The sequence below is a fragment of the Streptomyces griseiscabiei genome, assembly GCF_020010925.1.
Classification (GTDB): Bacteria; Actinomycetota; Actinomycetes; order Streptomycetales; family Streptomycetaceae; genus Streptomyces; species Streptomyces griseiscabiei.
Genome location: NZ_JAGJBZ010000001.1, coordinates 2,418,002 through 2,444,230, shown reverse-complemented (window position 1 = coordinate 2,444,230; position 26,229 = coordinate 2,418,002). Strand labels below are relative to the sequence as shown.

At 71.5% G+C, this 26,229-nt stretch carries 23 protein-coding genes and 1 pseudogene; 12 read left to right on the top strand and 12 right to left on the bottom strand.

The genetic code is table 11. The features are described from left to right. Positions 1-23 precede the first annotated feature (23 nt). The 4 genes from J8M51_RS10485 to J8M51_RS10470 form a co-directional block, all read right to left on the bottom strand. A complete protein-coding gene (locus J8M51_RS10485; protein WP_086761887.1) occupies positions 24-1,409 on the bottom strand; it encodes an NADP-dependent succinic semialdehyde dehydrogenase in 1,386 nt (461 codons plus the stop codon). Between the two features lie 65 nt (positions 1,410-1,474). Next, positions 1,475-1,942: an NUDIX domain-containing protein gene (locus J8M51_RS10480; protein ID WP_086761885.1), complete on the bottom strand. Its 468-nt coding sequence runs from the start codon at positions 1,940-1,942 to the stop codon at positions 1,475-1,477. Next, on the bottom strand, positions 1,939-3,477 hold the full coding sequence (locus J8M51_RS10475; RefSeq protein ID WP_267299130.1) for an ATP-dependent DNA ligase: 1,539 nt from the start codon (positions 3,475-3,477) through the stop codon (positions 1,939-1,941). Before J8M51_RS10475 ends, J8M51_RS10480 begins: the two co-directional genes overlap by 4 nt. A 157-nt stretch (positions 3,478-3,634) precedes the next feature. Continuing rightward, positions 3,635-4,582 carry an NAD(P)/FAD-dependent oxidoreductase gene (locus tag J8M51_RS10470; RefSeq protein WP_086754740.1) on the bottom strand — a complete coding sequence of 316 codons (948 nt, stop codon included), beginning with the start codon at positions 4,580-4,582 and terminating at the stop codon, positions 3,635-3,637. Between the two features lie 78 nt (positions 4,583-4,660). Between J8M51_RS10470 and J8M51_RS10465 the strand changes: the two genes are divergently transcribed. From J8M51_RS10465 to J8M51_RS10440, 6 genes are all read left to right on the top strand, one after another. Further along, the gene (locus J8M51_RS10465; RefSeq protein WP_086754725.1) at positions 4,661-5,266 is read left to right on the top strand and encodes a helix-turn-helix domain-containing protein; all 606 of its coding nucleotides are present in this window, start codon (positions 4,661-4,663) and stop codon (positions 5,264-5,266) included. A 110-nt stretch (positions 5,267-5,376) separates the two neighbouring features. Then, positions 5,377-6,354 (top strand): NADPH:quinone oxidoreductase family protein, encoded by a 978-nt coding sequence (locus tag J8M51_RS10460; RefSeq protein WP_086754726.1) that lies wholly within the window; start codon positions 5,377-5,379, stop codon positions 6,352-6,354. Further along, entirely contained in the window at positions 6,351-7,535 is a 1,185-nt protein-coding gene (locus J8M51_RS10455; RefSeq protein WP_086754727.1) for an acyl-CoA dehydrogenase family protein, read from the top strand. The genes J8M51_RS10460 and J8M51_RS10455 overlap by 4 nt, the downstream gene beginning before the upstream one ends. After that, on the top strand, positions 7,532-8,626 hold the full coding sequence (locus J8M51_RS10450) for an acyl-CoA dehydrogenase family protein (RefSeq protein WP_086754728.1): 1,095 nt from the start codon (positions 7,532-7,534) through the stop codon (positions 8,624-8,626). Before J8M51_RS10455 ends, J8M51_RS10450 begins: the two co-directional genes overlap by 4 nt. 184 nt (positions 8,627-8,810) lie before the next feature. After that, a complete protein-coding gene (locus tag J8M51_RS10445) occupies positions 8,811-9,668 on the top strand; it encodes a phosphatidylinositol-specific phospholipase C/glycerophosphodiester phosphodiesterase family protein (RefSeq protein ID WP_086754729.1) in 858 nt (285 codons plus the stop codon). A gap of 115 nt (positions 9,669-9,783) precedes the next feature. Beyond that, entirely contained in the window at positions 9,784-9,978 is a 195-nt protein-coding gene (locus J8M51_RS10440) for a hypothetical protein (protein ID WP_086754730.1), read from the top strand. A gap of 99 nt (positions 9,979-10,077) precedes the next feature. Here the strand turns inward: J8M51_RS10440 and J8M51_RS10435 are convergent, their stop codons facing one another. The 4 genes and pseudogenes from J8M51_RS10435 to J8M51_RS10420 all read right to left on the bottom strand — a co-directional run bounded on the left by J8M51_RS10435 (position 10,078) and on the right by J8M51_RS10420 (position 15,564). Beyond that, positions 10,078-11,247, bottom strand: a complete 1,170-nt coding sequence (locus J8M51_RS10435) for a phosphodiester glycosidase family protein (RefSeq protein WP_086754731.1) — start codon at positions 11,245-11,247, stop codon at positions 10,078-10,080. A 114-nt stretch (positions 11,248-11,361) separates the two neighbouring features. Then, positions 11,362-11,737, bottom strand: a pseudogene (locus J8M51_RS10430) (DUF779 domain-containing protein). A 46-nt stretch (positions 11,738-11,783) separates the two neighbouring features. After that, positions 11,784-13,322, bottom strand: coding sequence for an alginate lyase family protein (locus tag J8M51_RS10425; protein ID WP_256964192.1), 1,539 nt, complete (start codon positions 13,320-13,322; stop codon positions 11,784-11,786). A gap of 151 nt (positions 13,323-13,473) precedes the next feature. Next, positions 13,474-15,564, bottom strand: coding sequence for a pectinesterase family protein (locus J8M51_RS10420; RefSeq protein WP_086754732.1), 2,091 nt, complete (start codon positions 15,562-15,564; stop codon positions 13,474-13,476). 392 nt (positions 15,565-15,956) lie between these two features. Here J8M51_RS10420 and J8M51_RS10415 point away from each other — a divergent pair, with 392 nt between their 5' ends. The 5 genes from J8M51_RS10415 (at position 15,957) to J8M51_RS10395 (ending at position 21,034) form a co-directional block, all read left to right on the top strand. Continuing rightward, entirely contained in the window at positions 15,957-16,967 is a 1,011-nt protein-coding gene (locus tag J8M51_RS10415) for a substrate-binding domain-containing protein (RefSeq protein WP_086754733.1), read from the top strand. 248 nt (positions 16,968-17,215) lie between these two features. Further along, positions 17,216-19,633 carry a sensor histidine kinase gene (locus J8M51_RS10410; protein WP_086754734.1) on the top strand — a complete coding sequence of 806 codons (2,418 nt, stop codon included), beginning with the start codon at positions 17,216-17,218 and terminating at the stop codon, positions 19,631-19,633. A gap of 46 nt (positions 19,634-19,679) precedes the next feature. Beyond that, positions 19,680-20,108 carry a roadblock/LC7 domain-containing protein gene (locus tag J8M51_RS10405; RefSeq protein ID WP_020114533.1) on the top strand — a complete coding sequence of 143 codons (429 nt, stop codon included), beginning with the start codon at positions 19,680-19,682 and terminating at the stop codon, positions 20,106-20,108. A 1-nt stretch (position 20,109) separates the two neighbouring features. Then, positions 20,110-20,466 (top strand): DUF742 domain-containing protein, encoded by a 357-nt coding sequence (locus J8M51_RS10400; RefSeq protein WP_086754735.1) that lies wholly within the window; start codon positions 20,110-20,112, stop codon positions 20,464-20,466. Next, positions 20,453-21,034 carry a GTP-binding protein gene (locus J8M51_RS10395; RefSeq protein WP_086754736.1) on the top strand — a complete coding sequence of 194 codons (582 nt, stop codon included), beginning with the start codon at positions 20,453-20,455 and terminating at the stop codon, positions 21,032-21,034. Before J8M51_RS10400 ends, J8M51_RS10395 begins: the two co-directional genes overlap by 14 nt. Positions 21,035-21,050: 16 nt before the next feature. Here J8M51_RS10395 and J8M51_RS10390 read toward each other — a convergent pair whose 3' ends face one another. From J8M51_RS10390 to J8M51_RS10375, 4 genes are all read right to left on the bottom strand, one after another. Continuing rightward, the gene (locus tag J8M51_RS10390; RefSeq protein WP_086754737.1) at positions 21,051-21,656 is read right to left on the bottom strand and encodes a TetR/AcrR family transcriptional regulator; all 606 of its coding nucleotides are present in this window, start codon (positions 21,654-21,656) and stop codon (positions 21,051-21,053) included. A gap of 30 nt (positions 21,657-21,686) precedes the next feature. Next, entirely contained in the window at positions 21,687-23,747 is a 2,061-nt protein-coding gene (locus J8M51_RS10385; protein ID WP_179202998.1) for a galactose-binding domain-containing protein, read from the bottom strand. A gap of 296 nt (positions 23,748-24,043) precedes the next feature. Next, complete coding sequence (locus J8M51_RS10380; protein ID WP_086754739.1) at positions 24,044-25,159, bottom strand: LacI family DNA-binding transcriptional regulator; 1,116 nt, start codon at positions 25,157-25,159, stop codon at positions 24,044-24,046. A 97-nt stretch (positions 25,160-25,256) separates the two neighbouring features. Then, on the bottom strand, positions 25,257-25,643 hold the full coding sequence (locus tag J8M51_RS10375) for an HGxxPAAW family protein (protein WP_267299129.1): 387 nt from the start codon (positions 25,641-25,643) through the stop codon (positions 25,257-25,259). A 116-nt stretch (positions 25,644-25,759) separates the two neighbouring features. Between J8M51_RS10375 and J8M51_RS10370 the strand changes: the two genes are divergently transcribed. Beyond that, a complete protein-coding gene (locus tag J8M51_RS10370; protein WP_086754931.1) occupies positions 25,760-26,221 on the top strand; it encodes a MarR family winged helix-turn-helix transcriptional regulator in 462 nt (153 codons plus the stop codon). Positions 26,222-26,229 lie beyond the last annotated feature (8 nt).

Below are 26,229 nucleotides of genomic sequence, written 5' to 3'. Positions count from 1 at the left end.
CGGGGATGGTAGCCGCGGAACGCTCACGCCCCGTGCCACACGGTGGTGATGTTGCAGAACTCCCGGATTCCGTGTCCGGACAGCTCACGCCCGTAACCGGATCGTTTGACCCCGCCGAACGGGAACGCCGGGTGGGAGGCGGTCATCCCGTTGACGTAGACCGCGCCGGCGTCGAGGTCCCGGACGAAACGGTCGACCTCGGCGGCGTCCCGCGTCCATACGTTGGAGCTGAGCCCGAAGGGCGTGTCGTTGGCGATCGCGACCGCTTCGTCGAGGTCGGCCACCCGGTACAGCGTGGCGACCGGGCCGAACGCCTCCTCGTGGTGGACACGCATCTCGGGGGTGATGTCGGCGAGGACGGTCGGCGGGTAGAACCAGCCCGGCCCGTCGGGGCGTTCGGCGCCGCACAGCACCGTGGCGCCGCTCTCCACGGCCTCGTCGACGAGTTCCTCCAGATCGGCGCGGCCCCGCTCGGTGGAGAGCGGGCCGATGTCCGTCTCCTCCTTCAGCGGGTCGCCGACCCTCAGCGCCTTCATGCCCGCCACGAACCGCTCGGCGAACGCGTCGTACACGTCGGCGTGCACGATGAACCGCTTGGCGGCGATGCAGGACTGCCCGTTGTTCTGCGTCCGTGCCGTCACCGCGATCTCCGCCGCCCGGTCGACGTCGGCGGACGGCATCACCACGTACGGGTCGCTGCCGCCCAGTTCCAGGACCGTCTTCTTGACCTCGTCCCCGGCGACCGAGGCGACGGCCCGGCCGGCGGGCTCGCTGCCGGTGAGGGTGGCGGCCTTGACCCGCGGGTCGCGCAGGATGTCCTCGACGGCGCCGGAGCCGACCAGCAGGGTCTGGAAGCAGCCCTCGGGGAAGCCCGCCCGGAGGAAGAGGTCCTCCAGGTAGAGGGCGGTCTGCGGGACGTTGGAGGCGTGCTTCAGCAGGCCCACGTTGCCGGCCATCAGGGCGGGCGCGGCGAAGCGGATCACCTGCCAGAGCGGGAAGTTCCACGGCATCACGGCGAGCACCGGGCCGAGCGGCCGGTAGCGCACCAGGGCACGGGACGCGCCCGAGTCCCGCACGTCCGCGGCGGACGGCTCCACGTCGGTGAGCAGCACCTCGGCGTGGTCGGCGTACCAGCGCATCGCCTTCGCGCACTTGGCGGCCTCGGCGCGGGCCTGCTTCACCGGCTTGCCCATCTCGGTGGTCATCACCCGGGCGATGTCCCCGGCGTCCGCGTCGAGGAGTTCGGCGGCCCGGCGCATCAGCCGGGCACGCTCCGCGAAGGACGTGGTCCGGTACGCGCGGAACGTGGTGTCGGCGGTGGCGAGGCGGCGCTCGATCTCCTCCTCGCCCAGGGCGTCGTAGGTCTTGAGCGTCTCGCCGTTCGCCGGGTTGACCGTGGCGATGGGCATGGGGGGCCTCCTGCGTGGGCTGTCCTTCGACCTTCCCGCGCGACGGCGCACGCCGCAACGCGGACTCAGGCCGAGTGCTCCAGGAGACGGTCGAGAAACTCCGCCTGCGCCGGCACGATCACGGCCCGCGCCCGCTCCACGGTGAGCCACTCCACGCGGTCCAGCTCCGGGAACTCCTGGATCTGTCCCGACCTCGGCGGCCACTCCATACGGAAGGTGCCCGGCACGACGGTCGCCGGGTCGAGGTCCGCCTCGATCGCCCAGGCCGTGACGAGCTTGCCGTTCTTCTGCCGCACCTCGCCCAGCGGTACGGCCTCCCCGTCGGGCGGCGCCAGCCCCAGCTCCTCCTGGAACTCCCGGCGGGCGGCGTCCCACGCCGGTTCGTCCGGCTCGTACTCGCCCTTGGGCACGCTCCACGCGCCCGCGTCCTTGTGCGCGAAGAACGGGCCGCCCATATGGCCGAGCAGCACCTCGACGCCGTGCTCGGTGCGGCGGTGCAGCAGCAGACCGGCACTGCGCTTGGGGGTGGTCAACGCGTCACCTCGGGGTGTGCGGCGAGCAGGGTCTCGACCGTATCGGCTTCGGCGGGGGTCTTGTCCTCCCGATAGCGGATCACGCGGGCGAAGCGGAGGGTGACACCGGCCGGGTAGCGGGTGGAGCGCTGCAGACCGTCGTAGGCGATCTCGACGACGAGTTCGGGGCGTACGGTCACGCCCCAGCCGTGCTCCTCCACGGCCAGCGCCGTCAGCCGTTCGGTCTGCCAGGCCAGCAGGGCGTCCGTCAGCCCCTTGAACGTCTTGCCGAGCATGGCGAAGGAACCGTCGGCGGTGCGGGCGCCTAGGTGGAGATTGGAGAGCCTGCCCGTGCGGCGGCCGTGGCCCCACTCGGCGGCCAGGACCACCAGATCGAGGGTGTGCACGGGCTTGACCTTCAGCCAGGACGCCCCGCGCCGGCCCGCGCTGTAGGGGGCGTCGAGGGCCTTGAGCACGACGCCCTCGTGGCCGCGTTCCAGGGTGTCGGCGAGGAAGCGTTCCGCGGCGGGCAGGTCGTCGGGGCCGGTCACCAGGGTGCGGCGGACCCGCATCGGCTCGGGGACGAGACCGGCCAGCGCGGTGTGACGGTCGGTGAGGGGCAGGTCCAGGAGGTCCTGGCCGTCCACGGACAGCGCGTCGAAGAAGACGGGGGAGACGGGCACCTGCTCGGCCGCCGTCGTCACGTCCAGCCGTGAACCGACCCGTCCGGCGGTCTCCTGGAAGGAGCGTGGGCGGCCGGTCCCGTCGAACGCGATCACCTCGCCGTCCAGGATGAACCGCTCGCCCGGCAACTCCCGTGCGGCAGCGGTGAGTTCGGGTAGCCGGTCGGTGATGTCGTCCAGGGTGCGGGTGTAGAGGCGTACGTCGTCGCCGTCGCGGTGGACCTGGACACGGATGCCGTCGAGTTTCTCCTCGACCGCGCAGCCGCCCAGTTTCGCCACGGCCTCGGCGACGGAGGGGGCGCTGTGCGCCAGCATCGGCAGGACCGGCCGGCCGACGGTGAGCCGGAACCCGCCGAGGGCCGACGGCCCCTGTGCCAGCAGGGCCTGTGCGACGGTCTGGAGCGAGCCCGCCAGCATCACCGCCCGCCGTACGTCGGCGGCGGGCGCCCCGGTGGCGCCGGCCAGGCCCTCCACGGCCACGGCCTCCAGGGCGCCCTGGCGGACCTCACCCGTGAGCAGACCGACGAGATAGCGCTGCTCGTCCTCGGTGGCCGCGGCCAGCAACTCGCCGACCAGGCGGGTGCGTTGCACCTGTGAGCCGGGGCCGGTGGTGCGGCCGATCGCCGTCAGACGGGCGTCGACCTCGTGGACCGTGAGGGCGGCGTCGGCGGCCGGGGGAATCCGCCGGCTCAGGAGCTTCCAGCCGATGCCGAGCCTGCCCTGGGGGAGGCGGCCCGCGAGGTAGGGGATGACGATCGGTACCTCCTCCGGGGCGGCGTCCCGGAAGAGGTCGGCGAGCAGGGTGGTCTTGCGGGACCGGGCCGAGGTGGCGGCGATCTCTTGCGACACGCGGGCGAGCCGGGCGAAGAGCATGGGGCCATGGTCCTACGGAGTTTCGCCGGGCGCCTACTGGGATGCGGGGTCCGTCGGCGGGTGCGGGTGAGTGGGGCTTCTCGCGCCCACGCGGCGGTAGCCGCATGTTCAGCACAGCCCCGCGCCCCTAAAAGCGATGGCCCTTCGGGCCGATCGATCAACCCGCGTCCAGGTCCGTCATCAGGAGGTCTCCGTTGATTGTCGCGCCTGCTCGGTAGCCCGAGGAGGCCGCGTTGACGACCTGTTCGGAGAAGCCCATCGCGTTGCCCGCCGCCCAGACGCCGGGGACCGTGGTCAGGCCGGTCGGGTCGATCACCGGGTAGGAGCCGAAGGGGGTCTCGTGCAACCGGGCGCCCAGTTTTTCCAGGAGGCTCGTCCGCGGGATCGGGCGCGGCGCGGTGAAGAGGACCGAGCGGGCGTGGGTCGTGCCGTCGGCGAGCCCGACGCCGGTGAGGCGGTCGTCCTCCACGACCAGGCCCGCGACCTCGCCGGGGACCACCCTGACCCCGGCGGCGGCGAGGCGGCGCAGGTCGTCGTCGGAGAGGTCGCTCTCGGGGACCTGGTGCAGGAACAGGGTCACGTCCTTGGACCACTGGGAGACCATCAGGGCCTGATGGACGCTCAGCGGGGTCGTGGCGAGGACGCCGAAGGGACGGTCGCGGACCTCCCAGCCGTGGCAGTAGGGGCAGTGCAGGACGTCCCGGCCGAAGCGTTCGGCGACGCCGGGGACGGCCGGGAGCTCGTCCTTCAGGCCGGTGGCGACCACCAGGCGCCGGGCGTGGACGGTCCGGCCGCCCGCGAGAGTCACGGTGAAGCCCCGGCCGTCGTCGTCGCGGGTCACGTCCACCACGTCGCCCCGGAGCAGCTCCACGCCGTACCGGGCGATCTCCTCCCGGCCGATCGCCAGGAACTCCGCCGGTGGCATCCCGTCCCGCGACAGATAGCCCTGCATGTGCGCGGCGGGCGCGTTGCGGGGTTCGCCCGCGTCGACGACCAGGGTGTGGCGCCGGGCCCGGCCGAGGACCAGGGCGGCGGAGAGTCCCGCCGCGCCGCCGCCGACGACGATCACTTCGTACTGCTCGGGCGTTTCGTGCCGCTGGGTCATGGTGACCACCTCCACGTCCGACGGTCGCGCCAACACTGCCGCATTGACAAATGTCTTTGCCGAAACTGCAATAGCGGTATGAGTGAGACGAGCGACGTGGGCGAGACGGCGGGCGGTACGGACGAGGTGCTCGCCGGGGTCGGGCCGCGACTGCGGCGGATCCGCAAGGAGCGGGAGGCCACGCTCGCCGGGCTGTCGGAGGCGACCGGGATCTCGGTGAGCACGCTGTCGCGGCTGGAGTCGGGGCTGCGCAAGCCCAGTCTGGAGCTGCTGCTGCCGATCGCGCGGGCCCATCAGGTGCCGCTGGACGAGCTGATCGGGGAGCCGCCGGTCGGCGATCCACGGGTGCGGTCCAAGCCGATCCAGCGGCACGGGCGGACGTACTGGCCGCTCACCCGCCAGCCGGGCGGCCTGCAGGCCTTCAAGGTGCTCGTGCCCCAGTCGAAGCAGGAGCCGGAGCCGCGCACCCACGAGGGCTACGAGTGGCTGTATGTGATGTCCGGGAAACTCCGCGTCGTGCTCGGCGAACATGATGTGGTGATGGTGGCCGGGGAGGCCGCCGAGTTCGACACCCGCGTCCCGCACTGGTTCGGGTCGACGGGGGAGGGGCCGGTGGAGTTCCTGAGTCTCTTCGGGCCGCAGGGGGAGCGGATGCACGTACGGGCCAGGCCGGCGCGGTCGTGACGTACGCGACGGGTCCTGAGGGGTCCTGAGGGGGTCCGTACTGTTCCCCGAAGGGCAAGCGACCGCTTAGTATGCATGCGACAGTCCGAAGCAGTTCGTGGAGGCACCGCATGCAGGCATGGCAAGTGCACGAGAACGGCGAGCCCGGCGAGGTGATGCGGCTCCAGGACGTGGAGCGGCCCACGCCCGGTGACGGCCAGGTCCTGCTGAAGGTACGCGCCGCGAACATCAACTTCCCCGATGTGCTGATGTGCCGGGGCCACTACCAGGTCAGGCCGCCGCTGCCGTTCACCCCCGGTGTGGAGATCTGCGGGGAGACGGAGGACGGCCGCCGGGTCATCGCCAACCCGGCGCTGCCGTACGGCGGTCTCGCCGAGTACGCCGTCGCCGACGCGGCGGCCCTGCTGCCCGCGCCCGAGTCGCTGGACGACGCCGAGGCCGCGGCCCTGCACATCGGCTATCAGACGGGCTGGTTCGGCCTCCACCGCCGGGCCCGCCTCGAAGCGGGGGAGACCCTGCTCGTCCACGCTGCCGCCGGAGGGGTCGGCAGCGCGGCGGTGCAGCTCGGCAAGGCGGCCGGCGCGACGGTCATCGGCGTCGTCGGCGGCGCCGACAAGGCCGCCGTCGCCCGTGAGCTGGGCTGTGACGTGGTGATCGACCGGCGGAGCGAGGACGTCGTCTCCGCCGTGAAGGAAGCCACCTCGGGCCGGGGCGCGGACGTGATCTACGACCCCGTGGGCGGCGAGGCCTACACGCAGTCGACCAAGGTCGTCGCCTTCGAGGGACGCATCGTGGTCGTCGGCTTCGCCGGCGGGACGATCCCCAGCCCCGGCCTCAACCACGCCCTCGTCAAGAACTACTCGATCCTCGGCCTGCACTGGGGCCTGTACAACACCAAGAACCCCAAGCTGGTCCAGCACTGCCACGAACAGCTCACCGACCTGGCGGCCCGGGGCGTCGTCAAGCCGCTGGTGAGCGAGCGGGCGCCGCTCGACGGGGCGGGCGCCGCCGTGCAGCGTGTCGCGGACGGTGTCACCACGGGCCGGGTCGTCGTGGTGCCCTCCCTGGAGAACGGAGCCGCCGTATGACCGACGCAGCCGACCTCAGGCGCCGCACAGCCGAGTTGCTGGCCGCGTATCCGCCCGCCACCACCGGCAAGCTGGACTTCCTGCGGGCCCGCTTCGACGCCGGGCTCGCCTGGGTGCACTACCCCGAGGGCCTCGGCGGACTCGGCGCCCCGCGCTCCCTCCAGGTCGTCGTGGACGCCGACCTGGAGGCGGAGGGCGCCCCCGACAACGACCCCCGGCGTATCGGCATCGGCCTCGGCATGGCCGCGCCGACGATCCTCGCCTACGGCACCGAGGAGCAGAAGCGGCAGTTCCTGCGCCCGCTGTGGACCGGCGAGGAGGTCTGGTGCCAGCTCTTCAGCGAGCCCGGCGCCGGGTCCGACCTCGCCGCGCTCGGCACCCGTGCCGTACGGGAGGACGGGGGAGACTGGGTGGTCGACGGGCAGAAGGTGTGGACGTCCAGCGCCCACATCGCCCGCTGGGCCATCCTCATCGCCCGCACCGACCCGGACGTGCCCAAGCACCGGGGCATCACCTACTTCATCTGCGACATGACCGACCCGGGCATCGAGGTCCGGCCGCTGCGGCAGGTCACCGGCGAGGCCGAGTTCAACGAGGTGTTCATCACCGGCGTACGGATTCCGGATGCCCGGCGTCTCGGTGAGGTCGGCGACGGCTGGAGGGTCGCGCAGACCACCCTCAACAACGAACGCGTCGCCATCGGCGGCATGCGGCTGCCCCGCGAGGGCGGCATGATCGGCCCGGTCGCCAGGACCTGGCGCGAGCGCCCCGGGCTGCGCACCCACGACCTCCACCAGCGGCTGCTGAAGCTCTGGGTCGAGGCCGAGGCCGCCCGGCTCACCGCCGAACGGCTGCGCCAGCAGCTCGTCGCCGGACAGCCCGGCCCCGAGGGCGCCGGCATGAAGCTCGCCTTCGCCCGCCTCAACCAGGAGATCAGCGGCCTGGAGGTCGAACTCCGCGGCGAGGAAGGCCTGTTGTACGACGACTGGACCATGCGCCGTCCCGAACTGGTCGACTTCGTCGGCCGCGACGCCGGTTACCGCTACCTCCGCTCCAAGGGCAACAGCATCGAGGGCGGGACCACCGAGGTCCTGCTGAACATCGTCGCCGAGCGCGTCCTGGGCCTGCCCGGCGAACCGCGCACCGACAAGGACGTCGCGTGGAAGGACCTCGCCCGATGAGCACGCAGCCCGCCCAGCCCGACCTGCTGTACTCGGAGGACGAGGAGGCCCTCCGCGCGGCCGTCCGCGATCTGCTGACCGACCACTGCGACGCCGCGGGTGTCATCGCCCGCGCCGAGACGGACGCCCCGCACGACCGCGAGCTGTGGAAGCTGCTCGCCGACGGCATGGGCCTCGCCGGACTGCTCGTCCCCGAGGACCAGGGCGGCCAGGGTGCCACGCACCGCGAAGTCGCCGTGGTCCTGGAGGAGCTGGGGCGGTTCGTCGCCCCGGTGCCGTACCTCACGAGCGCCGTCGTCGCCACCGAGGCGTTGCTCGCCGGTGACGCGGGTGACCTGCTCGCCGTCCTGGCGTCGGGGCGCAGGATCGGCGCGCTCGCCGTCGCCCTGAACGTCTCCGCCGGCAGCGCCTACCAGGTCGTACGGTTCGAGGACGGCGCCCTGCACGGGGAGCTGACCGGGATCGCGGACGCGGCCGTCGCCGATGTGCTGCTGGTGCCCGCCGACGACGGGGGCCTGTACGCGGTCGACGCCACCGCCGTGACCGTCACCCCGCAGGTCTCCCTGGACCTGACCCGGCCGCTGGCCAAGGTCACGCTCGACGGCGCCCCGGGCCGGCTGCTCGGCGACGCCGAACCCGCCGTACGCCGTGCGCTGCGGGCCGGGGCCGGGCTGCTGGCCTCCGAGCAACTCGGGCTCGCTGAGTGGACGTTGACCGAGACGGTCCGCTACCTGAAGGAACGCAAGCAGTTCAACCGGCCCGTCGGCGGCTTCCAGGCACTCAAGCACCGGCTCGCGCAGCTGTGGCTGGAGGTCGTCAACCTGCGGGCCACCGCCCGGAACGCGGCCGACCAGCTCGCCACCGGCGGCGCCGACGCGGACCTCGCGGTGGCCGTCGCCCAGGCCTTCGCGGCACCCGTGGCCGTCCACGCGGCCGAGGAGGCGCTGCAACTGCACGGCGGGATCGGCATGACCTGGGAGCACCCGGTTCACCTGTACCTGAAGCGGGCCAAGGCCGACTCGATCGCGTACGGCACGGCGGGCGCCCACCAGGCGGCGCTGGCCGAACTGGTCGACCTCCAGGCACCCTGAGGCACCACCGGCGAACAGCGGAGGAAGCCCGTCCCACCAGGGGCGGGCTTCCTCGTGTGCGCACGGCGGCCCGGATGAACCAGCGGTGGCGGTCCGGCCAACTCCCCGCAGGGGACTGCTCATCCACCCCCTCCGGCTCGGATACTCGCTGGGTCCACCACCGGTCCCACCCGGGAGGCAGCGCATGGCCCTCACCACCCGTCGCAGAGCCCTCACCACCCTCGCGGGCGCCGTCGCCCTGCCCGCCACCAGCGCGCTCGCCGGCGAACAGCGGCGCCGTCCGCGCCCGTTGTGGCGTGCCCACGCGCACAACGACTACGAGCACCCGCGCCCCCTCCTCGACGCCCTCGACCACCGCTTCGGCAGCGTCGAGGCCGACATCTTCCTCGTCGGCGACCAGCTCCTCGTCGCCCATGACGCCGCCGACCTCGACCCCACCCGCACCCTCGAATCCCTCTACCTGGACCCGCTCGCCGCCCGCGTCCGCGCCCACCACGGCTCGGTGTACCGGGGGTACCGAAGGCCGCTGCGGCTCCTCGTCGACATCAAGACCGAGGGCGCCTCCACCTACCTCGCACTCGACCGCCGTCTGCGGCGGTACCGGCAGCTGTTCACGACGTACGCGCACGGCCGTGCGCACCCGGGCGCGGTCACGGCCGTGATCTCCGGGGACCGGGCCGCCCGGGCGCCCATGGAGGCGCAGACCGTGCGGCGCGCCTTCTACGACGGCCGGCTCGCGGACCTCCTGAGCACGGCGCCCGCGCCCGCCTCCTTCATCCCGCTGATCTCCGACAACTGGTCGCTCAACTTCACCTGGCAGGGCGTCGGTCCGTTCCCGGAGGCCGAGCGCGCGAAGCTCCGGCAGATCGTCTCCACGGCGCACGGGCGGGGGCAGGCGGTGCGGTTCTGGGCGACGCCGGATGCGGCCGGACCGACCCGGGAGGCGCTGTGGGGCGAGCTGGTCGCGGCCGGTGTGGATCTCCTCAACACGGATGACCTTGCCGGTCTTGAGGCGTTTCTGGATACCCACCGGTCGGCCTAGGCGCGACGGTCGACACCACTCGTTCGGCGGACGGCTCCGCCGTGCGGACGAACCCTCCGCTACACCACACTTGCGGCCGAATGCCGCGAAGTGGGCGTGGCGGAGGAGGTTTTCGATGGCCGTTTCCATCTCTGTGGTGGTGCTGCTCGTGATCCTGACGGTGGTCTTCCTGCGCAACGGCGCGCTGAAGTTCTCGCATGCGGCGGTGTGTGTGCTGCTGGGGTTCTACATGGCGAGCACGAGTCTGGCGCCGACGATCCACAACGGCCTGACGGCCACGGCGGACATCGTGAGCGGTCTGAATCCGTGAGGGTGCGTGGTCGGGTGCGGGCGGGTGGGGGCTGGTCGCGCAGTTCCCCGCGCCCCTAAAGGACCAGCCCCCACCGGACCCGCACCCGACCACGCACCCTCACGCCGTGGTGAAGACGCCGATGCCGTTCGGGACGGCGCGCTCCGTGCCGTCGCTGGGGTGATTGCGGACGGTGACCGCGGTGGCCCCGGGCGCGCGGGCGACCAGCGTGGAGGAGCCCCCACCGTCGAGGCTGAACGCGTCCACCGCGCCCAACCCCCGCATCGTGGAGGCGACTTCGGCGATCGTGAGCCCCGTGCGGTAGGCCGCCCCGCCGTCCAGGGCGAGGAGCAGCAGACGGTGGCCGCTGTCGGCGATGCCCGCGGCGGTGCGTACCGCCGAGGTGGTGCCGTCGAGGCCCGGCAGCGGCTGACCGCCCCGCAGGACCGGGTAGCCGCCGAGCGCGAAGGCGTACGGGGTGCCGGTCGAGGCGACGAGGAGGTGCCGTACCTCCACGGTGTCGCCGGGGGCGAGCTTGCGCAGCTGTTGGGCGCCCGCCTCGCGGCCCACCAGGACCGTCGCCCCGGCGGCGATCGCACCGCTGCCGGGGGTGCCGACCGAACCGACCACACGGCCGTCCTCGACCAGCACCTCGTGCGTGTCGGTGCTGCACGGCGCGGCCCGGTCGGTGTCCGTGCCGCAGACCGCGCGCATCCGGGAGACGCTGCCCCAGTCCGAGGTGAACGCCCCGACGGAACCGACGGGCAGGGCGTACTGGTTGAGGCCGCGCAGCGGGAGATCGCCCTCGGCGGTGGTGACGGTACCGTCGAGGGCGATGCTGTCGAGGCGGGCCGTGCCGTCGGTCGTGACGCCGAGCACGTCCCTGGTGCTCGTGCCGGGCGGCAGGGCCGGGCCGAAGCGCTGGCCCTTCGGCACGGCGGCCTTGAGCGCGTGTCCGCCCGCGATCGCCGGGCCGACCGGCGCTCCCGTGGCCGCGACCCCGGGGTGCTGGGTCTCGGTGATGTTGAAGAAGTCGCCGTTGACCCCGGCCACCGCGCCCGCGGACGTCGCCAGCCGGGACACGGTCGCCCGCGCGGCCACCTTGCCCGGGTACAGCAGTCCGACACTCGCCTTGGGGTTGCGCAGGTCGACGGTGAGCACATGGGCGTGGGCCGTGCCCTTGGCCGCCTTGATGTCGAAGTGGGTGTACTCGACACCGGGCGCGACGGCGACGGCCCCGGGCGCGCCACTGGCCGGTGCCGCCCCCACGAGGGCCGCACCGGCCAGCACACTCCACGCCGAGAGAACCGTCAGTACCGTTCTGAGCCGTCCAGCACGACGTGCCACGGTGCCCCCTGATGTCTCGTCAACCGTCCCAGGACTCAGGGGAAGTGCACCAGACGACTACCGGCCCGGCGGTTGCCCGGCGTCGACGACGCGGGAACGGATCAGAAAACGCACTCCTTCGGGTGCCTCCAGGGAGAAACCGCTGCCCCGGCCCGGTACGACGTCCACGATCAGCCGGGTGTGGCCCCCAGGCCTCGTACTGGCCGCGGGACATCCAGAACCCGACGGTCTCGTCGATCCCGTCGACGCTCAGCTCCGCGAGGAGGACGTCGGAGTTCCCCGTGCGGAACTCGCCGTCGGGATAGCACATGGGGGCGCTGCCGTCGCAGCAGCCGCCCGACTGGTGGAACATCAACGGGCCGTGGGCCGCCCGCAGCCGCCGGACGAGATCGGCGGCTGCGGGGGTCAGCTCTACGCGCGGGACGACATCCATGGGCGCAGTGAACGCCTCGCCAGGTTGCGAGGACGTTGCGTGTCCCTCAGTCCTGTCGCCCGTCGCCTGAGGCGGGGGAGGCGGCGGCCGGGCGGTTGCGGCGGCGCAGCAGGAGGAGGCCGCCCGCGAGGGCCGCGATGCCGCCCGCGGCGGTCCAGGCCGGGAAGTCGGAGGTGCCCGTCGCGGCCAGGTCCTCGCCCCGGCCGCCCTGCGCGCTCGCGGAGGGGGAGGCGGACGACGCGCTCTTCTTCGTGCCGGAGCCGGAGCCGGAGCCGGAGCCGGAGCCGGAGCCGGAGCCGGAGTCCGCGTTCGTGGACGCCGACGGGGGCGCGCTCGCCTCGGCGGGTGTGGCCTTGTCGCGGGTGAAGGCCAGCGTGCCGAAGCCCAGTTGGTCGTAGCCGCCGCTGTTGGGGCCGTAGTCGCCGCCACCTCCCTCGGGCGCCGACCTGGCCGCGGCACGGGTGAGGTAGGAGGCGTCGAGGCCCCGGCGCCTGGTGTAGTGGTTGGCGATCATGGCCCAGATGGGGCGGGTCATGTTCGGGTCGATTCCGGCCGCCTCGGAGGCCGTCTCCTGGCCGGACCAGCCGTTGACCGCGCCCTTCGCGCGAGTGTTCTCCGTGTAGGAGACCTGGCCGCCCATGGTCCACTTGGCCACGTACTGGGCACCCTTGAGGAAGCGGTTGTCGTCGAAGCCGTAGAGGTCGATGCCCTGGTTCCAGGCCATCTCGCAGAAGGTGCCCATCAGGCCGACGCCCAGCAGCGCGTGGCCCTGGTCGCGGCCGGCCTCCAGCCACTCGGCGAGTCCGTCGTCGTGGACGACCGGGACGGCCTTCCTGACCGCGCCGAGTCCGTCGCCGTTCTTGAAGTAGTCGACGGCGCGGGCCACCTGGGCGCGGTCGTCGCAGAAGATGCCGGTGGCGAGGACACAGGCCATGTTGGCGAGGTCCCAGTTGGGCCAGTAGTTGGTGACGACCGCGCCGTTGTGGTTCACCAGGAAGTCGTCGCTGAGCGGGGCGAAGACCTTGCTCAGCATGGTCTGGAAGCGGTCCAGCGCGAAGTCGTCGTGGTCGCGGACGAGTTCGGCGGCGTTGGCGAACTGGTAGCCGTACAGGCCCGCGGCCAGGAAGCGGTCGGCGTTGCCCGCCAGCGAGGTGAGCTTCGCCGACCAGTCGTTGAGGATCGCCACGGCGGTGTCCGCGTACTCGGCCTCGCCGGTGATGTGGTGGCGCAGGCCGTTCTGGTAGGCGGCGTGGATGTCGCGGTAGAGGGTCACGTAGTTCTGGCCGGTGCCGCCCCGGACCACGGTCGCCTGCGGGTTGGCCTTCCAGCCGCTCTGCGCGTGCCGGTTGGCGGTCAGCCGGGCGAAGCCCCGCGTGTACGGCTGCGCGCCCGCCCTCACCTTGGACGCCATCCGCGTGAGGTCGGTGCCGGTGTGGAGCAGACCGGGGTGGGCGAAGGCGCCGCCCGCCGCCGAGGCGGGCGTCGCCGTCAGTCCCGTGCCGATGCCCAGGCCCGCCGCACTGGCGGCGGCGCCGGCGACACCGGCGAACTTCAGCGTGCTCCGGCGGCTGATCTCTGCTGTCACGGGGGGGTCCTCGGATCTCGGTACGGCTGCCTGGGGCGGGCATGCGCCTGGAGGTGAGCACATGCGCATGCCCGCGAACAGGAGACGCACCGGCCCCGGGGAGATAACAGAAACCGGGGCGGTGCGTCGTGGTGTTGCCGTCGTGCCGGGTTCAGGTGCCCGGCGTCCAGCCGCCCAGCCAGTCCGCTACCTCCTGGTCGGCGGCCTGCGCGTCGGTCAGCTGCGGCCGGTCGGCGCTCGCGCTCCCCGAGCCCGCGCCGGTGTTCCTGTACTCGGCGAAGCGGTCGTCCTTCCAGGAGAAGCCGCCCATGTCGGACCAGGGCGTGGACTTGACCGCGGCGCCGAGGGTGGAGTTGCGGACCGTGGTCTGCGGGTCGACGGTGGTGTCGCCGCCGGGATGCCAGTTGCGGCCGAGGAAGAAGCTCGCGGCGGACACGTCACCGTTGACGGTGGAGCGGTTGATCAGGATGCCCTTGCGGTTCGCGGGGGTGCTGGGCGCGGTGATGTAGCCGGCCGAGGTCCCGTTCCAGCGCTTCTTGAGGGTGATGACCGACTTGTCGACGACCACCGTGGCCCGGCCGAAGATGAAGTCGACATTGCCCGTGACATAGGAGTTGGCGATGTAGACCCGGCCGAGCTTGTCCTTGGCGGCGGTCTCCAGCTCCAGGGTGTCCTGGTCGCCGTTGACGATGACGCCGTCGAGGACGATCCGGTCGGCCTGGGTGAGCAGCGCGACGGCCTGGTGGCCGTTCAGGGACTGGTTCGCGCCCTCGTCGAAGTCGTTGGTGACGGTGAGGTTGCGGACCTGGGAGTCGTCGGACTGGACGGACAGGGTGGCGCTGCCGGGGGTGCCGTAGGTGCCGGAGCCGTCCGGCTTCTGCATCCCGGCGGCGTTGCCGTGGACGATCGTGGTGTCCTTGCGGCTGCCGCCCGAGCCCTGGATGGTGACGTGCGGCTTGTTGGACGGGACCTTGACGACCTCGCGGTACGTGCCCGGCGCGACCGAGATCACCACGCGCGAGGCGTTGTTCGCGGGCACGGCGTCGACGGCCTTCTGCACGCTGGTGAACCGGCCGCTGCCGTCCTTGGCGACGGTGAGCGTGGTGGCCGCGGCGGCCTTGGTCCCCGTCCCCGTCGTGCCCGTCCCCGTCCCGGTCGTTCCCGTCGTGCCGATCGAACCGCGCGGCCCCGCACCGGACTTGAGGAGCGCGGGCACGTCGGTGGCCTTGTCGAGCGTGTACGGGTAGTACGTCTTCGGGTCGAAGGCCGTGCCGCCGCTCTCGTTGCGGCCGGAGGTGCCGGAGAAGACGTTGCCGCGCTGGACCAGGGCGGCCGTGGCGTCCTTGGTGACCGGGTTGCGCATGCCCTGGAAGTAGCTGTTCTCCAGGACCATCTTGGTCCTGCCGCGCGCGTAGTTGCCGTACGAGGAGGTGATGTCGGTGCCGGACACGTCCTCCAGGAAGTTGTTGTAGAGGTGGGCGTGGGCCACGTTGTCGGTGGAGGGGTTGCGCTGTTCGGTCTCGCGGAACCAGTTGTGGTGGATCGTCAGATCGGCGGTGGTGTTGGTGGTCCAGCCGATGCCGAAGGTCTTGTTGTTCTGGCTGAGCTTGTTCCAGGACACCGTGACGTAGGTGGTGTCCTTGCGGCTGTCGATGAGGCCGTCCGCCATGTGCCGCAGATCGTTGTGGTCGATCCAGACGTGGTGGGCGCCGTCCATCTGGATCGCGTCGAAGTCGTGGTCCTTGTCGTTCCAGGTGCCCTGGTAGGAGTCCCGGATCGTCAGATTGCGGATGATGACGTTGTGGACGCCCGAGCCGAGGAAGAAGCCGCCGCCCACGATGTGGCCCGAGGTGCCGGAGCCGACGATCGTCTTGTCGGAGGCGACCTTGATCTCCTTGCCCACCGGGTTCATGTCGATCGTCGCCGCCACGACGATGACGTACGGCTCGGCGGCGGTGGCGTACTTCTCCAGGTCGGCCAGGGTCCGTACGGTGACCGTCTTTCCGTCCCGGCCGCCGTGGGTCCCGTTCTGGCCCAGGGCGTTCACCGAGGCGAATCCGTCGGCGGTGTCGGCCGCCCAGCCGGTGGTGGCCGCCGCTGCCCGGGGGCGGGCGTCCTCGCCGAGGACGCCGAAGACCGTGCCGTAGGCCAGGGTCCCGGCGGCGGCCAGGGTCAGGGGGACTCCGGCCACGAGGACGGTGCTCCTTCTGCGGTGGCGGGCCTTGCCGTGGTTGTCGCTCACGCGTCGCTTCCGTTCCGTGCGGGGGATGGTCGTCAGCCGAGCAGTCGCCGCCGGAGGTACGGAGGTTGCCGCCTGCCCCTACGGTTTTCGGCCAGTCGGCGGGGGCCGCGTGCGAGGCCCGGAAGTGGCCGAGAACCGACGCTGGGGCGCCTGGTGGAACGGTCCAGGTTCCTCCGCCGGTCCCGGGAGCGGCAGTTGACACGTGTGCTGGTCACTGCCGGGTCGTCACAGCACTACATCGATTCCGTTGTTCACTTGACTACCGGGCGTCACACGCGATTGGCTCCGCCCAGCGAAAGTCAGCCAGTCGCCGCACGTCAACGCGGTGCTGACGGTCCCTTCGCTCTCTCCAGAGCTCCCACCCCGGTCGCACAGCGAGGTGCCGCACCCCCATGAACCCACCCCCCGCACCCCATGGGATCCGCACGGCGGTCCGTGCCGCGGCGCTCGCCGCCGCCGTCTGTCTGACGGTCACCGGTTGCTCGGCGTTCGGCGGCTCGGACAGCGATTCGGACACGGGCACCTCAGGGGTTCCCGGCGGTGGCATGAAGGTCGCGCTGATCGCGCACGGCGCCGAGGGGGACGCCTTCTGGGACCTGGTCCGCAAGGGCGCGGAGGTCGCGGCGGCAAAGGACGGCATCGAGCTGACCTTCGTCAGCGACCCCGACGCCGAGGCCCAGGCCGAGCTGGTGCGGGACGCGGTCGCCGACAAGGTCGACGGCATCGCGGTGACCCTGGCCAAGCCGCAGGCGATGCGGGGCGCGGTCGCCGAGGCCCGCGCCGCCGGCATACCCGTGGTGGGACTCAACTCCGGCATCGACGCCTGGAAGGCACAGGGGCTGCTGGCCTTCTTCGGCCAGGACGAGAGCGTCGCGGGCCGCGCGCTCGGCGACGAACTCGACGCCCGCTCCGCCGCACACGCCCTGTGCGTCATCCACGAGCGCGGAAACGTCGCGATCGAGGCGCGCTGCGCCGGTGTACGGAAGGCCTTCGCCGGACGGACCGAGAACCTCTACGTCGACGGCACCGACATGGACGCCGTGACCGACGCGATCGCCGCGAAGCTCCGCCAGGATCCGACCGTCGACGAGGTCGTCACCCTCGGGGCGCAGTTCGCGCTCGCCGCCGTGGACTCGGTGGACGACGCGCGCAGCAAGGCGCGGGTCGCCACCTTCGACCTCAACAAGGACCTGGTCGAGGCCGTGAAGAGCGGTGACATCCAGTTCGCCGTGGACCAGCAGCCCTACCTCCAGGGCTATCTCGCGGTCGACGGGCTGTGGCTCCACCGGACGAACGGCAACACCAGCGGGGGCGGCGTCGAGCCGGTCCTCACCGGCCCGGCGTTCGTCACCAGGAAGAACATCGAGGGAATCGCCGAGTTCGCGGCGAACGGCACCCGTTGACATGAACCGCACAGGAAAACGGAACCCTCCGTTCGGACATGACCGCACCACAGAACCCAAGTATCCGGAACGGTCGTGTAACGGCGACACCAAACTTCCGACCACCCCTGCGACGTGCGTTCACTTGTGCGGATAACATCCTGCGCATCCCCTGTGCGCCTTACTGACAGGTGTCCGCCCACCCTTTGCCGACCCCTGTCACCCCGCCCCCGATCCCTTCCGCTCCCGCCAACCGCCCAAGGACGACGATGCCCCCACGGACCGGCGCCCGGCGCCGTCTCGGCTCCATACGTCTCTCGCTGATCCTCCTGGCACTGATCCCCAGCGTCACGCTGGCCGTGAGCTGGGGTGTGACGACGACCCAGATGTTCTCGGAGGGACTGCGGCTGCGGACACAGACCGGACTGAGCAAGTCCACCGGCGCGATGGGAACCGACGCGACCCTCGCGCTCCAGCGTGAACGCGCCCTGTCCGCCGCCTACATGGCGACCCCCGGCAGCTCCATGGACGCCCTGGACGCCCAGCGCCGGGAGACCGACAGGGCGGTCGCCAAGCTGGACCGCCGCGCGAGCGAGATCGAGGACGCCCCCGACCGCATCGGCGACCAGCTGTACTCGGTCATGGGCGGATCCAACAGCCTGGAGTACTACCGCGACCAGGTGGACAGCCCCACCGACATCACGCCCGAGCAGATCCTCGACCACTACAGCTCGATCATCGACGGCCAGATCCACGCCTTCCAGGCGCTCTCCCAGGTCGACGACGGCGACCTCACCTCACAGGCGGGCCCGCTCGTCACCCTCGCACAGGCCGCCGAGCTGGTCTCCCAGGAGGACGCGCTCCTCACCCTCAACTGGCCCTCGGGCAGGCTCGACGAGCCGACCCGGGAACGCTTCGCCCAGGTGGTCAGCGCCCGCCGCTGGCTCGTCGACAACCAGCTCGTCCCCTCCCTGGACGGCGAGGTGAAGATCCAGGTCGAGCGGATCGTCCAGGGCCGCGACTGGCAGGGGCTCCAGGCCGTGGAGGACCAGGTCCTCGCGGCCCGCACCACCGGCACCGGCGAGTCCCGCAAGGTCGAACTGCCGAACGCCCAGGACCGCTGGGACGCGTCGATGACCAAGCTGTCGGTCCAGTACGAGCAGCTGATCCGGGAGCAGACCGAGGCGCTGCTGGACCGCAGTGGCGAGGAGGCGCGCGGGCTGCTGATCACGGCCGGCTCGCTGAGCGCCGGCGGGCTCGCCGCCCTGCTGCTGTGCGTCGTGATGTCCTGGCGCATCACCCGCTCGCTGTCCCGCCGGCTCACCGGGCTGCGCACGGCCACCCTCAGCCTCGCCGAGCACCGGCTGCCGGACGTCGTCGCCCGCCTCGACCGGGGCGAGAAGATCGACGTGGACGAGGCCGCCGCCCCGCTGGACTACGGCACCGACGAACTCGGCCAGGTCGCCAAGGCGTTCAACGCCGCCCAGCGCACCGCCGTACACACCGCCGTCGAACTCGCCGACACCCGGCGCGGCTTCCAGCGCGTCATCCTCGGCATCGCCCGGCAGAGCCAGAACCTCGTCAACCTCCAGCTCACCAAGCTCGACAAGCTGGAACGCCAGCACCAGGACCCGGAGATCCTCAAGGGCCTGTACGAACTGGACTCCACCGCGAGCCAGCTGCGCCGCTACGAGGAGAACCTGGTCATCATCAGCGGCGAGCGCCCCGGCCGCAGCTGGACCGAGCCCGTCGCGCTGATCGACATCCTGCGCAGCTCCGTCGGCGAGGTCGCCGAGTACCAGCGGGTCGAGGTGCACGCCGACGACGACGTGTGGATCGCCCCGCCCGCCGTCGCCGACGTCATCCACCTCCTCGCCGAGCTGATCGACAACGCCACCACCTACTCGCCCGCGCCCAGCCCGGTCAGCGTCCGCGCCGCGACCGTCGCCAAGGGACTCGCCCTCGAAGTGGAGGACCGCGGGCTCGGCATGTCCGAGGAGGACTACGCCGCGTTCAACTCCCAGCTGGCGGTGCCGCCGCAGTTCGACGTGGTCGCCCTCGCCGACGACCTCCGGCTCGGCATGTTCGTCATCGCCCGCCTCGCCACCCGGCACGGCATCACCGTCACCCTGCGGGCCTCGCCGTACGGCGGCACCACCGCGATCGTGCTGATCCCGGACGAGATCGTGGTCCGTGAGGCGCCCGACCCCGAGGAGGACGTCACCGACGCGGCCGAGCTGCCGTCACGCACCTCGCTCGTGGCCGCCCGGGTCGCCGCCGCCGCGGCGGAGCCGGAGACCGGCCCCGTCCGACCGGAGCCGGAACCGGACCGTACGCCGCAGGAGCGGCCCGCCGCGCACGCGCGGACCGCCGACTCCGCCGGGGACATGAACGGGACCCGGCCGGCCGCCGCGAAGAAGCCCAGAGCCGCGAAGAAGGGCGGCCTGATGCCGCTGCCCCGCAGAATCCCGCAGACCAGTCTGGCCGCCGAACTGAAGGAGGAGTCGGGACCCTGCCCGGACGGCGACACCGACGACTTCACGGCCGAACGCGCCGCCTCCTCGCTCGCCGGATTCCAGCGCGGAACCCTCCAGGCGCGTGACGACGACGCGGAACCCGAGTACGCATCAGGGGAGGAATCCGCGTCCCAGGACCCAGGAGACCGGATCCCCGCCTCCGGCACCTGACGTCCCCCCGACTCCCCACGCAGACCGCTCATTGAAGGACACACAGATGACACGCCCCATCCCCGCCACGCACAGCCAGCTCGACCAGCTGCTCACCGGACTGGTGGACCGGGTCGCCGAGGTCGACCACGCCGTCGTGCTCTCCGAGGACGGACTGGTCGTCAGCAAATCCACCGCGTTCCTGCGCGACGACGCCGAGCGGCTCGCCGCCACCGCCTCGGGCCTGATGAGCCTCAGCAAGGGCGTCAGCATGGACTTCCGCGGCGGCCCCGTCCGCCAGCTGCTCATCGAGATGGGCAACGCCTTCCTGATCCTCACCAACGCCGGACCCGGCGCCAACCTCGCGGTGCTGACCCGGCAGGGCGCGGACGTCGGCGTCGTCGCGTACCAGATGAACATGCTGGTGAAGAAGATCGGCGAGCACCTCAGCGCGGCCCCACGCGCCGGTGTCGTCGCGGCCGACAGCGGCGAGTGAGGTGAACGGAGGCGACGCGGCGGGCCGGCTGGTTCGCCCGTTCACCCTGACGGGCGGCCGCACCCGGCCCGCCCGTGGCGACTTCACCCTCATCACCATGGTCACCGCCGTGGATCCGCAGCCGGCCGGGGGCACCCGGCCGCAGCCGGAGCACGCGCGGATCCTGAGGCTGTGCGCCAAGCCGATCGTGGTGGCGGAGCTGGCCACCGGCCTCGACCTCCCGGTCAGCGTGGTCGCCATCATGCTCTGCGACCTGCTGGAAGCGGGCCGGATCAGCGTGCGCCAGCCACGCCTGATCTCCCGCAACCCCGATCTGGACCTGCTGAAGAAAGTGAGGGACGGCCTTGGCCGGCTCTGACCCCACCCCCCAGGGGATTTCGGCTCCCGACACGGTGAAGATCCTCATCGCCGGCGGTTTCGGCGTCGGGAAGACAACCATGGTCGGGTCGGTCAGCGAGATCGTCCCGCTGCGCACCGAGGAACCCCTCACCACCGCCGGACTCGGCGTCGACGACCTCGACGGCATTCCCGAGAAGAGCGCCACGACGGTGGCCCTCGACTTCGGCCGGATCAGCATCGGCCGGGACCTCGTCCTCTATCTGTTCGGCACGCCCGGACAGCAGAGGTTCTGGTTCATGTGGAACGACCTCGCGATCGGCGCCCTCGGCGCCGTCGTCCTCGTCGACGTCCGCCGCCCCGAGTCCAGTTTCGCCGCCATCGACTTCTTCGAACGCCGCAAGATCCCGTTCGTCATCGGAGTCAACGGCTTCCACGGCGAGCACCCCTACGAGCCCGACGACATCCGTGACTCCCTGGCCCTCCCCGAGAACACCCCCGTGGTCCTCTTCGACGCCCGGGAACGCACCTCGTCCCGCGACGTCCTGATCGCCCTCCTGGACCGGCTGATCGCGGCGTCGGCCCGCTGAGGCCGACGCCGGGACCCTACGGACGGACCTCCTCGCGCACCAGCCCCGCCACATGGTCGGTGATCGTGTCGAGGATGTCCGTCCAGGTCGCGTCGTCGCCGAGGACCAGGAAGTTGAGGGTGAGGCCGTCGGTCATGGCGGCGAGGTAGCGGGCCAGGACCGGGACGGGGACGGCCAGTTCGAAACCCATCGAGTGCCGTAGCTGCTCGATGAGGTCGGTGTAGGTGGCGCAGTACATCTCGTACTGGCGCCGGGCCAGATGCTCGAAGCCGGGCTCGCGCAGGGCGTACTGGGTCAGTTCGTAGGTCAGCATGTGTTCGCCCGGGTGGACGGACACATGGTCCCAGTACGCCTGGAAACCGGCCCGGACGGTCTCCCTGAGCGTCTCCTGGGGCCGGATCGCCTCCCGCACCAAGGCCACGTAGTGCCCGGTGATGGTGGTGATCACGGATTCGAGGAGCTCCTGCTTCGACTCGAAGCAGTAGTGGAAGACGCTCAGGGACACGCCTGCCTCGGCCGCGATGGACCGGGTCGTCGTCCTGGGGACGCCGTCCCGGGTCATCGCGCGGATCGCGGCCTCGGTGAGCTGTCTGCGCCGCTCGGCCGACGGCATGCGTGCCATGTGGATCTCTCTTCCCCCGTGGTGGTGCGGTCAGCCGCTGTACACGCCGACCTCGTAGAGGGAGTAACCCCAGTCCGTGCCGCGGTCGGTCCCCAGCATTCGAACATATCTCGCCGTCACGGCGGTGAAGGCGGCCGTGTCCAGACCACCGTCGCCCGAGGTCGTGGACCACACGGTCTTCCACGTCGAGCCGTCGGTGGAGACGTCGATCCGGTACGCCTTGCCGTACGCCCGCTCCCAGTCGAGGGTGACCTTCTTGACCGTGCGCGAGGTGCCGAGGTCCACCTTCCACCACTGGGAGTCGCTCCAGTCGCTCGCCCAGCGGGAGCCGCCGTCACCGTCCACGGCCCGGCCGGGCTGGTAGCTGGTGACCGGGTTCGACTCGGACGAACTGGCCGTCGCCGTCTTCCCCTTGGCGAGGTTCACGCCCGCCTGGTGGGCCTCGGAGGAGCCCCAGGTGCCGAGGTAGGACTCGGCGCCCTTGAAGAGGTCGTCCACGGCGCCCTGGCCGCCGACCTGCCGGATGTCCTCGATCCAGTCGGGGATCATGCCGACATGGGCCGCGCCGTCGGTGTTGTAGTCGAAGGTGCGCTGACCGGTGGTCTGCCTGTCGATGGTCGAGCCGCCGTCGACGCTCTTGAAGGGGTACTTCACCGGGTTGGAGGTGTTCGCGCCGCGCGGGGCGGGGTGGTCGCCGATGCCGTTGAAGTCGGTGCCGTAGCCGTAGCCCACGTCGTACTTGGTCCGCAGCGCGTCGGTGCGCTCGGCCTCCTTGACGAACTCCTCGGAGCCGTGCATGTACTGGGCGACGAAACCGCCGAGGGAGTAGACCCGCTCGGTCCAGTTCAGGTCCATCCAGCTGTGCGAGGACAGCACGCCCGGGTAGGACGCGGCCTCGAACATGTCCAGGACCTGGCCGGTGGCCTTGACGCTCATGTGGTCGATCTCGAGCATCATCTTGCGCTGCATCATGCCCTGCACGGCGTACTCACCGAGATCGGTCAGCCCCCGTACGTTGCACTGGGCGTTCTCGTCGTACTCCGGCACCTCGGCCCCGGCCGGCAGGTCCTCCTCGGCCTCCGTCGCCGCGCCGCCGATCGGGTTGTCCTTCTGCGGGCCCTTGCACTTCTCGGTCTGCCAGAAGGTGCCGGTCGACAGGAACTGGCCGACGTTGATCGCCGTACCGAGACCGTGCTCGTCGAACCGGACGCCGCACAGCGCGTTGTCGAACTTGTGGCACAGGAACATGCTGCGCACACCCAGGTCGTACAGCTCGTCGAGGCCCTTGTCGATGTCCTGCTTGCTGCACTGCGGGATGTCGAGGATCTGCTTGCAGCCGAACGGCTCGGAGGTCTCCACGCCCAGGACGACGGCGAGTTTGCCCGCGGCGATCACCTCACGCGCCTGCGCGCTGTCCGTGACGATCCGGAACCAGCCCTTGCCCGTGCCGCCGTACTGCGCGTCGATGTAGTCCTGCAGGTCGTACGTCAGCTTCGCCTGCAGCCGGATCGAGGTCATCTCGTCACAACTGCGGTCCTTGAACGGGTAGATCGAGCAGATCATCCCGTTGGTGACCAGGTCGTTGACGAGCACCCGCTGGCCGCCGCGCCAGGCGCGCTCGATCCAGGCGTAGTAGTTGGCCTGGTGCGTCATCGAGTCGTACGCCGGCCAGTCCTTGAACGTCGGGTAGCCGACCGGGTCGTGCTTGCCGTCGCCGCCGTGGGTGATGTAGTCGAAGAGCGCGAGGGAGCCGTCCGGGTAGTGCTCGGGACAGTCCTTCAGCGCGTCCGCGATACCGGACTTCGAGAACACCTTGCCGCAGATGAGCCGGCCGCCGAACGCCTCGTTGGAGAACAGGTGGTTGTGCGCGTCGACGAAGCCGCGCACGTCGCCCGCCGAGGTGGTCCCCTTGAACGGCTCGCCCGTCACATTGATCTGGGAGTCGGGCGACGGCCGGGAGGTGGGCAGCCACCACTCACCGGTCGCGGCCGAACTGGACGACGGGCTGAGCAGCATGCCCATCGTGGTGAGGAACAGCGCCAGCACCATGAGGGGTCTGCGTCTGCGGTGGGCGCGTGGAGTCCTGGTCATCACTCACGTCCTCGGTCGGGGGATGCACGGTCGATCGGCCAGACCGTTCCGGGACGCGTTGAACACCCACGACGCCATAGTCCGATTGTCATGGCTGGCACAAGCGATGTGACGAGAATCGCCACTGAGGTGATCCGAGTCAATAGTCCGGGACGGTTGACCTGATGGTGTCGCGGGGACTACGGCAGCCCTGACGTCGGATTGACACCTCGTCAAGATCTCGTGCGGAGGCGGGGGTTGACGCGCGAGCGCGCCGTCCCCCGCTTTCCCCCGCCCTCACCGGCCGGTGGCCGCGCTCACGAAAGGGTGCGTACCGACTGGCGGATCACCAGCTGGGTGCTCAGCACCACATGGTCGTCGCCCCCGAGACGCTCCTCGCGTTCCAGGGCCAGCCGGACCGCCGTACGCCCCAGATCCTCGTACGGCACCCGGACCGTGGTGAGCGCGGGGGAGAGGTCGGCGGCGAAGGGCACGTCGTCGAAACCGACGAGGGACACATCACCGGGGACGTCGAGACCGGCCTCGCGCAGCGCGGCGAGCGCCCCCGTGGCGACCATGTCGGTGCCCGCGAACACCGCCGTGAAGTCCAGACCGGCGGCCAGCGCCTCCCGTGTGCGCTGATACCCCGAGACACGGGTGTACGGCCCGGGCAGCTCCAACTCCTCGGCGGGCGCGGCCCCGTGGGCGCGCAGCGCGTGCAGGAAGCCGTCCCGGCGCTGGTCGGAGGTGCTGAGCCCGGGGTCGCCGCCCAGGAACAGGATCCGCCGGTGCCCTGCGGTCAGCAGATGGTCGGCGGCCTGGAAGGCGCCGCCCCGGTTGTCGTACTGCACCACCGTCACCGGCAGATCGCCGGGCAGCGGCGGGCGGCCCACCAGCACCAGCCGGGAGCCCGCCGCGTCCAGCGCCGTCGCGTACTCGGCCATCCGCCGCCGGTACGCCTCGTCCTGCCGGGCCCCGCCCACGAGGAGGACGGCGGCGGCGTGCTGCTCGCGCATCAGCTGGACCAGGTCGTCCTCGCGGGCCGAGTCGTCGTGCGTGGCGCACACCAGGCTCAGCCGGCCCCGGTCGGCGGCCTCCTGCTCCACCCCCGCCGCGACATGGGCGAGGGAGGGGCCGGTGATGTCCTTGATGACCAGCGCGACCGGGCCCGCGACCCGGCCGGAGAGCGCCTTGGCGTGCACGTTCACCACATAGTGCAGTGACTCGACCGCCGCCATCACCCTGGCCCTGGTCTCCGTGGACACCGGGTAGTTGCCGGCCAGGGTGCGGGAAACGGTTGCTACGGACACCCCGGCCCGCGCGGCGACATCCCGGATCGTGCTGGGCCGCTCGCCGCCCGTGGCGCTGCTCCGCCGACGCTTGGCCCCACTGGCTTCGGCGCTGCTCCGGGGACCGTTTTCATTGACCGTCACGGTTCGACGTTACTGCATGGAGGGCTGGTCGCGGGCTGCGGGCCGGGAACTTGAGCCCGGGGAGAGGGTAAGCGTTTACTGTGATCGTCGGCGTCGCTCAGGGTGCCGCGTCGCCCGCCGGGACCGCCGTGGGCGCGGTGGCGGGGGCGGTGGCGGGAGCTTCGAGGGAGGCGGTCGGGAGGGGTGCCGGGGCGCGGCGGCGGCCGGCCAGGCGGCAGCCGAGGCAGTCGGCGTGGCCGCCGCGGGCGGAGAGGTCGCGGACCCGGGGGCTCCACTGGTCACGGGGGCGGGGGCCCGGCGGCTTGCCCCAGCCGCCGAGGTGGAGACCCCAGGTGACCAGGATCGCCAGCACGCAGATGACGGCGCCCAGGACGAACCCCGGGGCCCAGCCGCAGACGCCCAGACCCAGTGCCGTCGATCCGACGGTGCCGATGGCGGTGCCGGTCCAGCCGGCGACGGTGTGGCCGTCGTCGTGAAGGCTCACGTGTCTGCTCCCCTCGCTCGCCGTGGCGCACCACGGCATGCCGCGGCCACGCCCATGGCGTCGGACTATGATGTCTTAGTAAGTAAGGAATCTAGCGTGCCCCGGAGGCGATATCAATGGAGGCCGAACGCCGCCCCACCGTTCCGGACGCGATCGGTGCGATGGACGGCCTGATCGCGACGATGATCGTCGGGCAGCAGGAGTTCGCCCGGAGGCTCGGGCTGAGCGTCACGGACCTCGTCTGTTTCGCGTACGTCCTGGGTGCCGGGGACGAACCGGTCGGCGCCGGTGATCTCGCCGAACGGGCTCATGTCACCACGGGCGCGGTGACGGGCGTCCTCAACCGCCTGGAGCGCGGGGGTTTCGTGACCCGGCAGCCGGACCCGGCCGACGGGCGCCGGGTCCGGGTGGTCGCCGTCCCGGACGCCGCCGAGCGCGTGGTGGCCGTCTACGGCCCGTTCTACACCCGGCTCGCCGAGCTGTTCGGCCGGTACTCGGCGGACGAACTGGCGCTGCTGGTCGACTGGTTCACACGTGCGGGCGAGGCGGCGCGGGAGTATCTGGACGAGTCCCGTTAGGCCCGGCC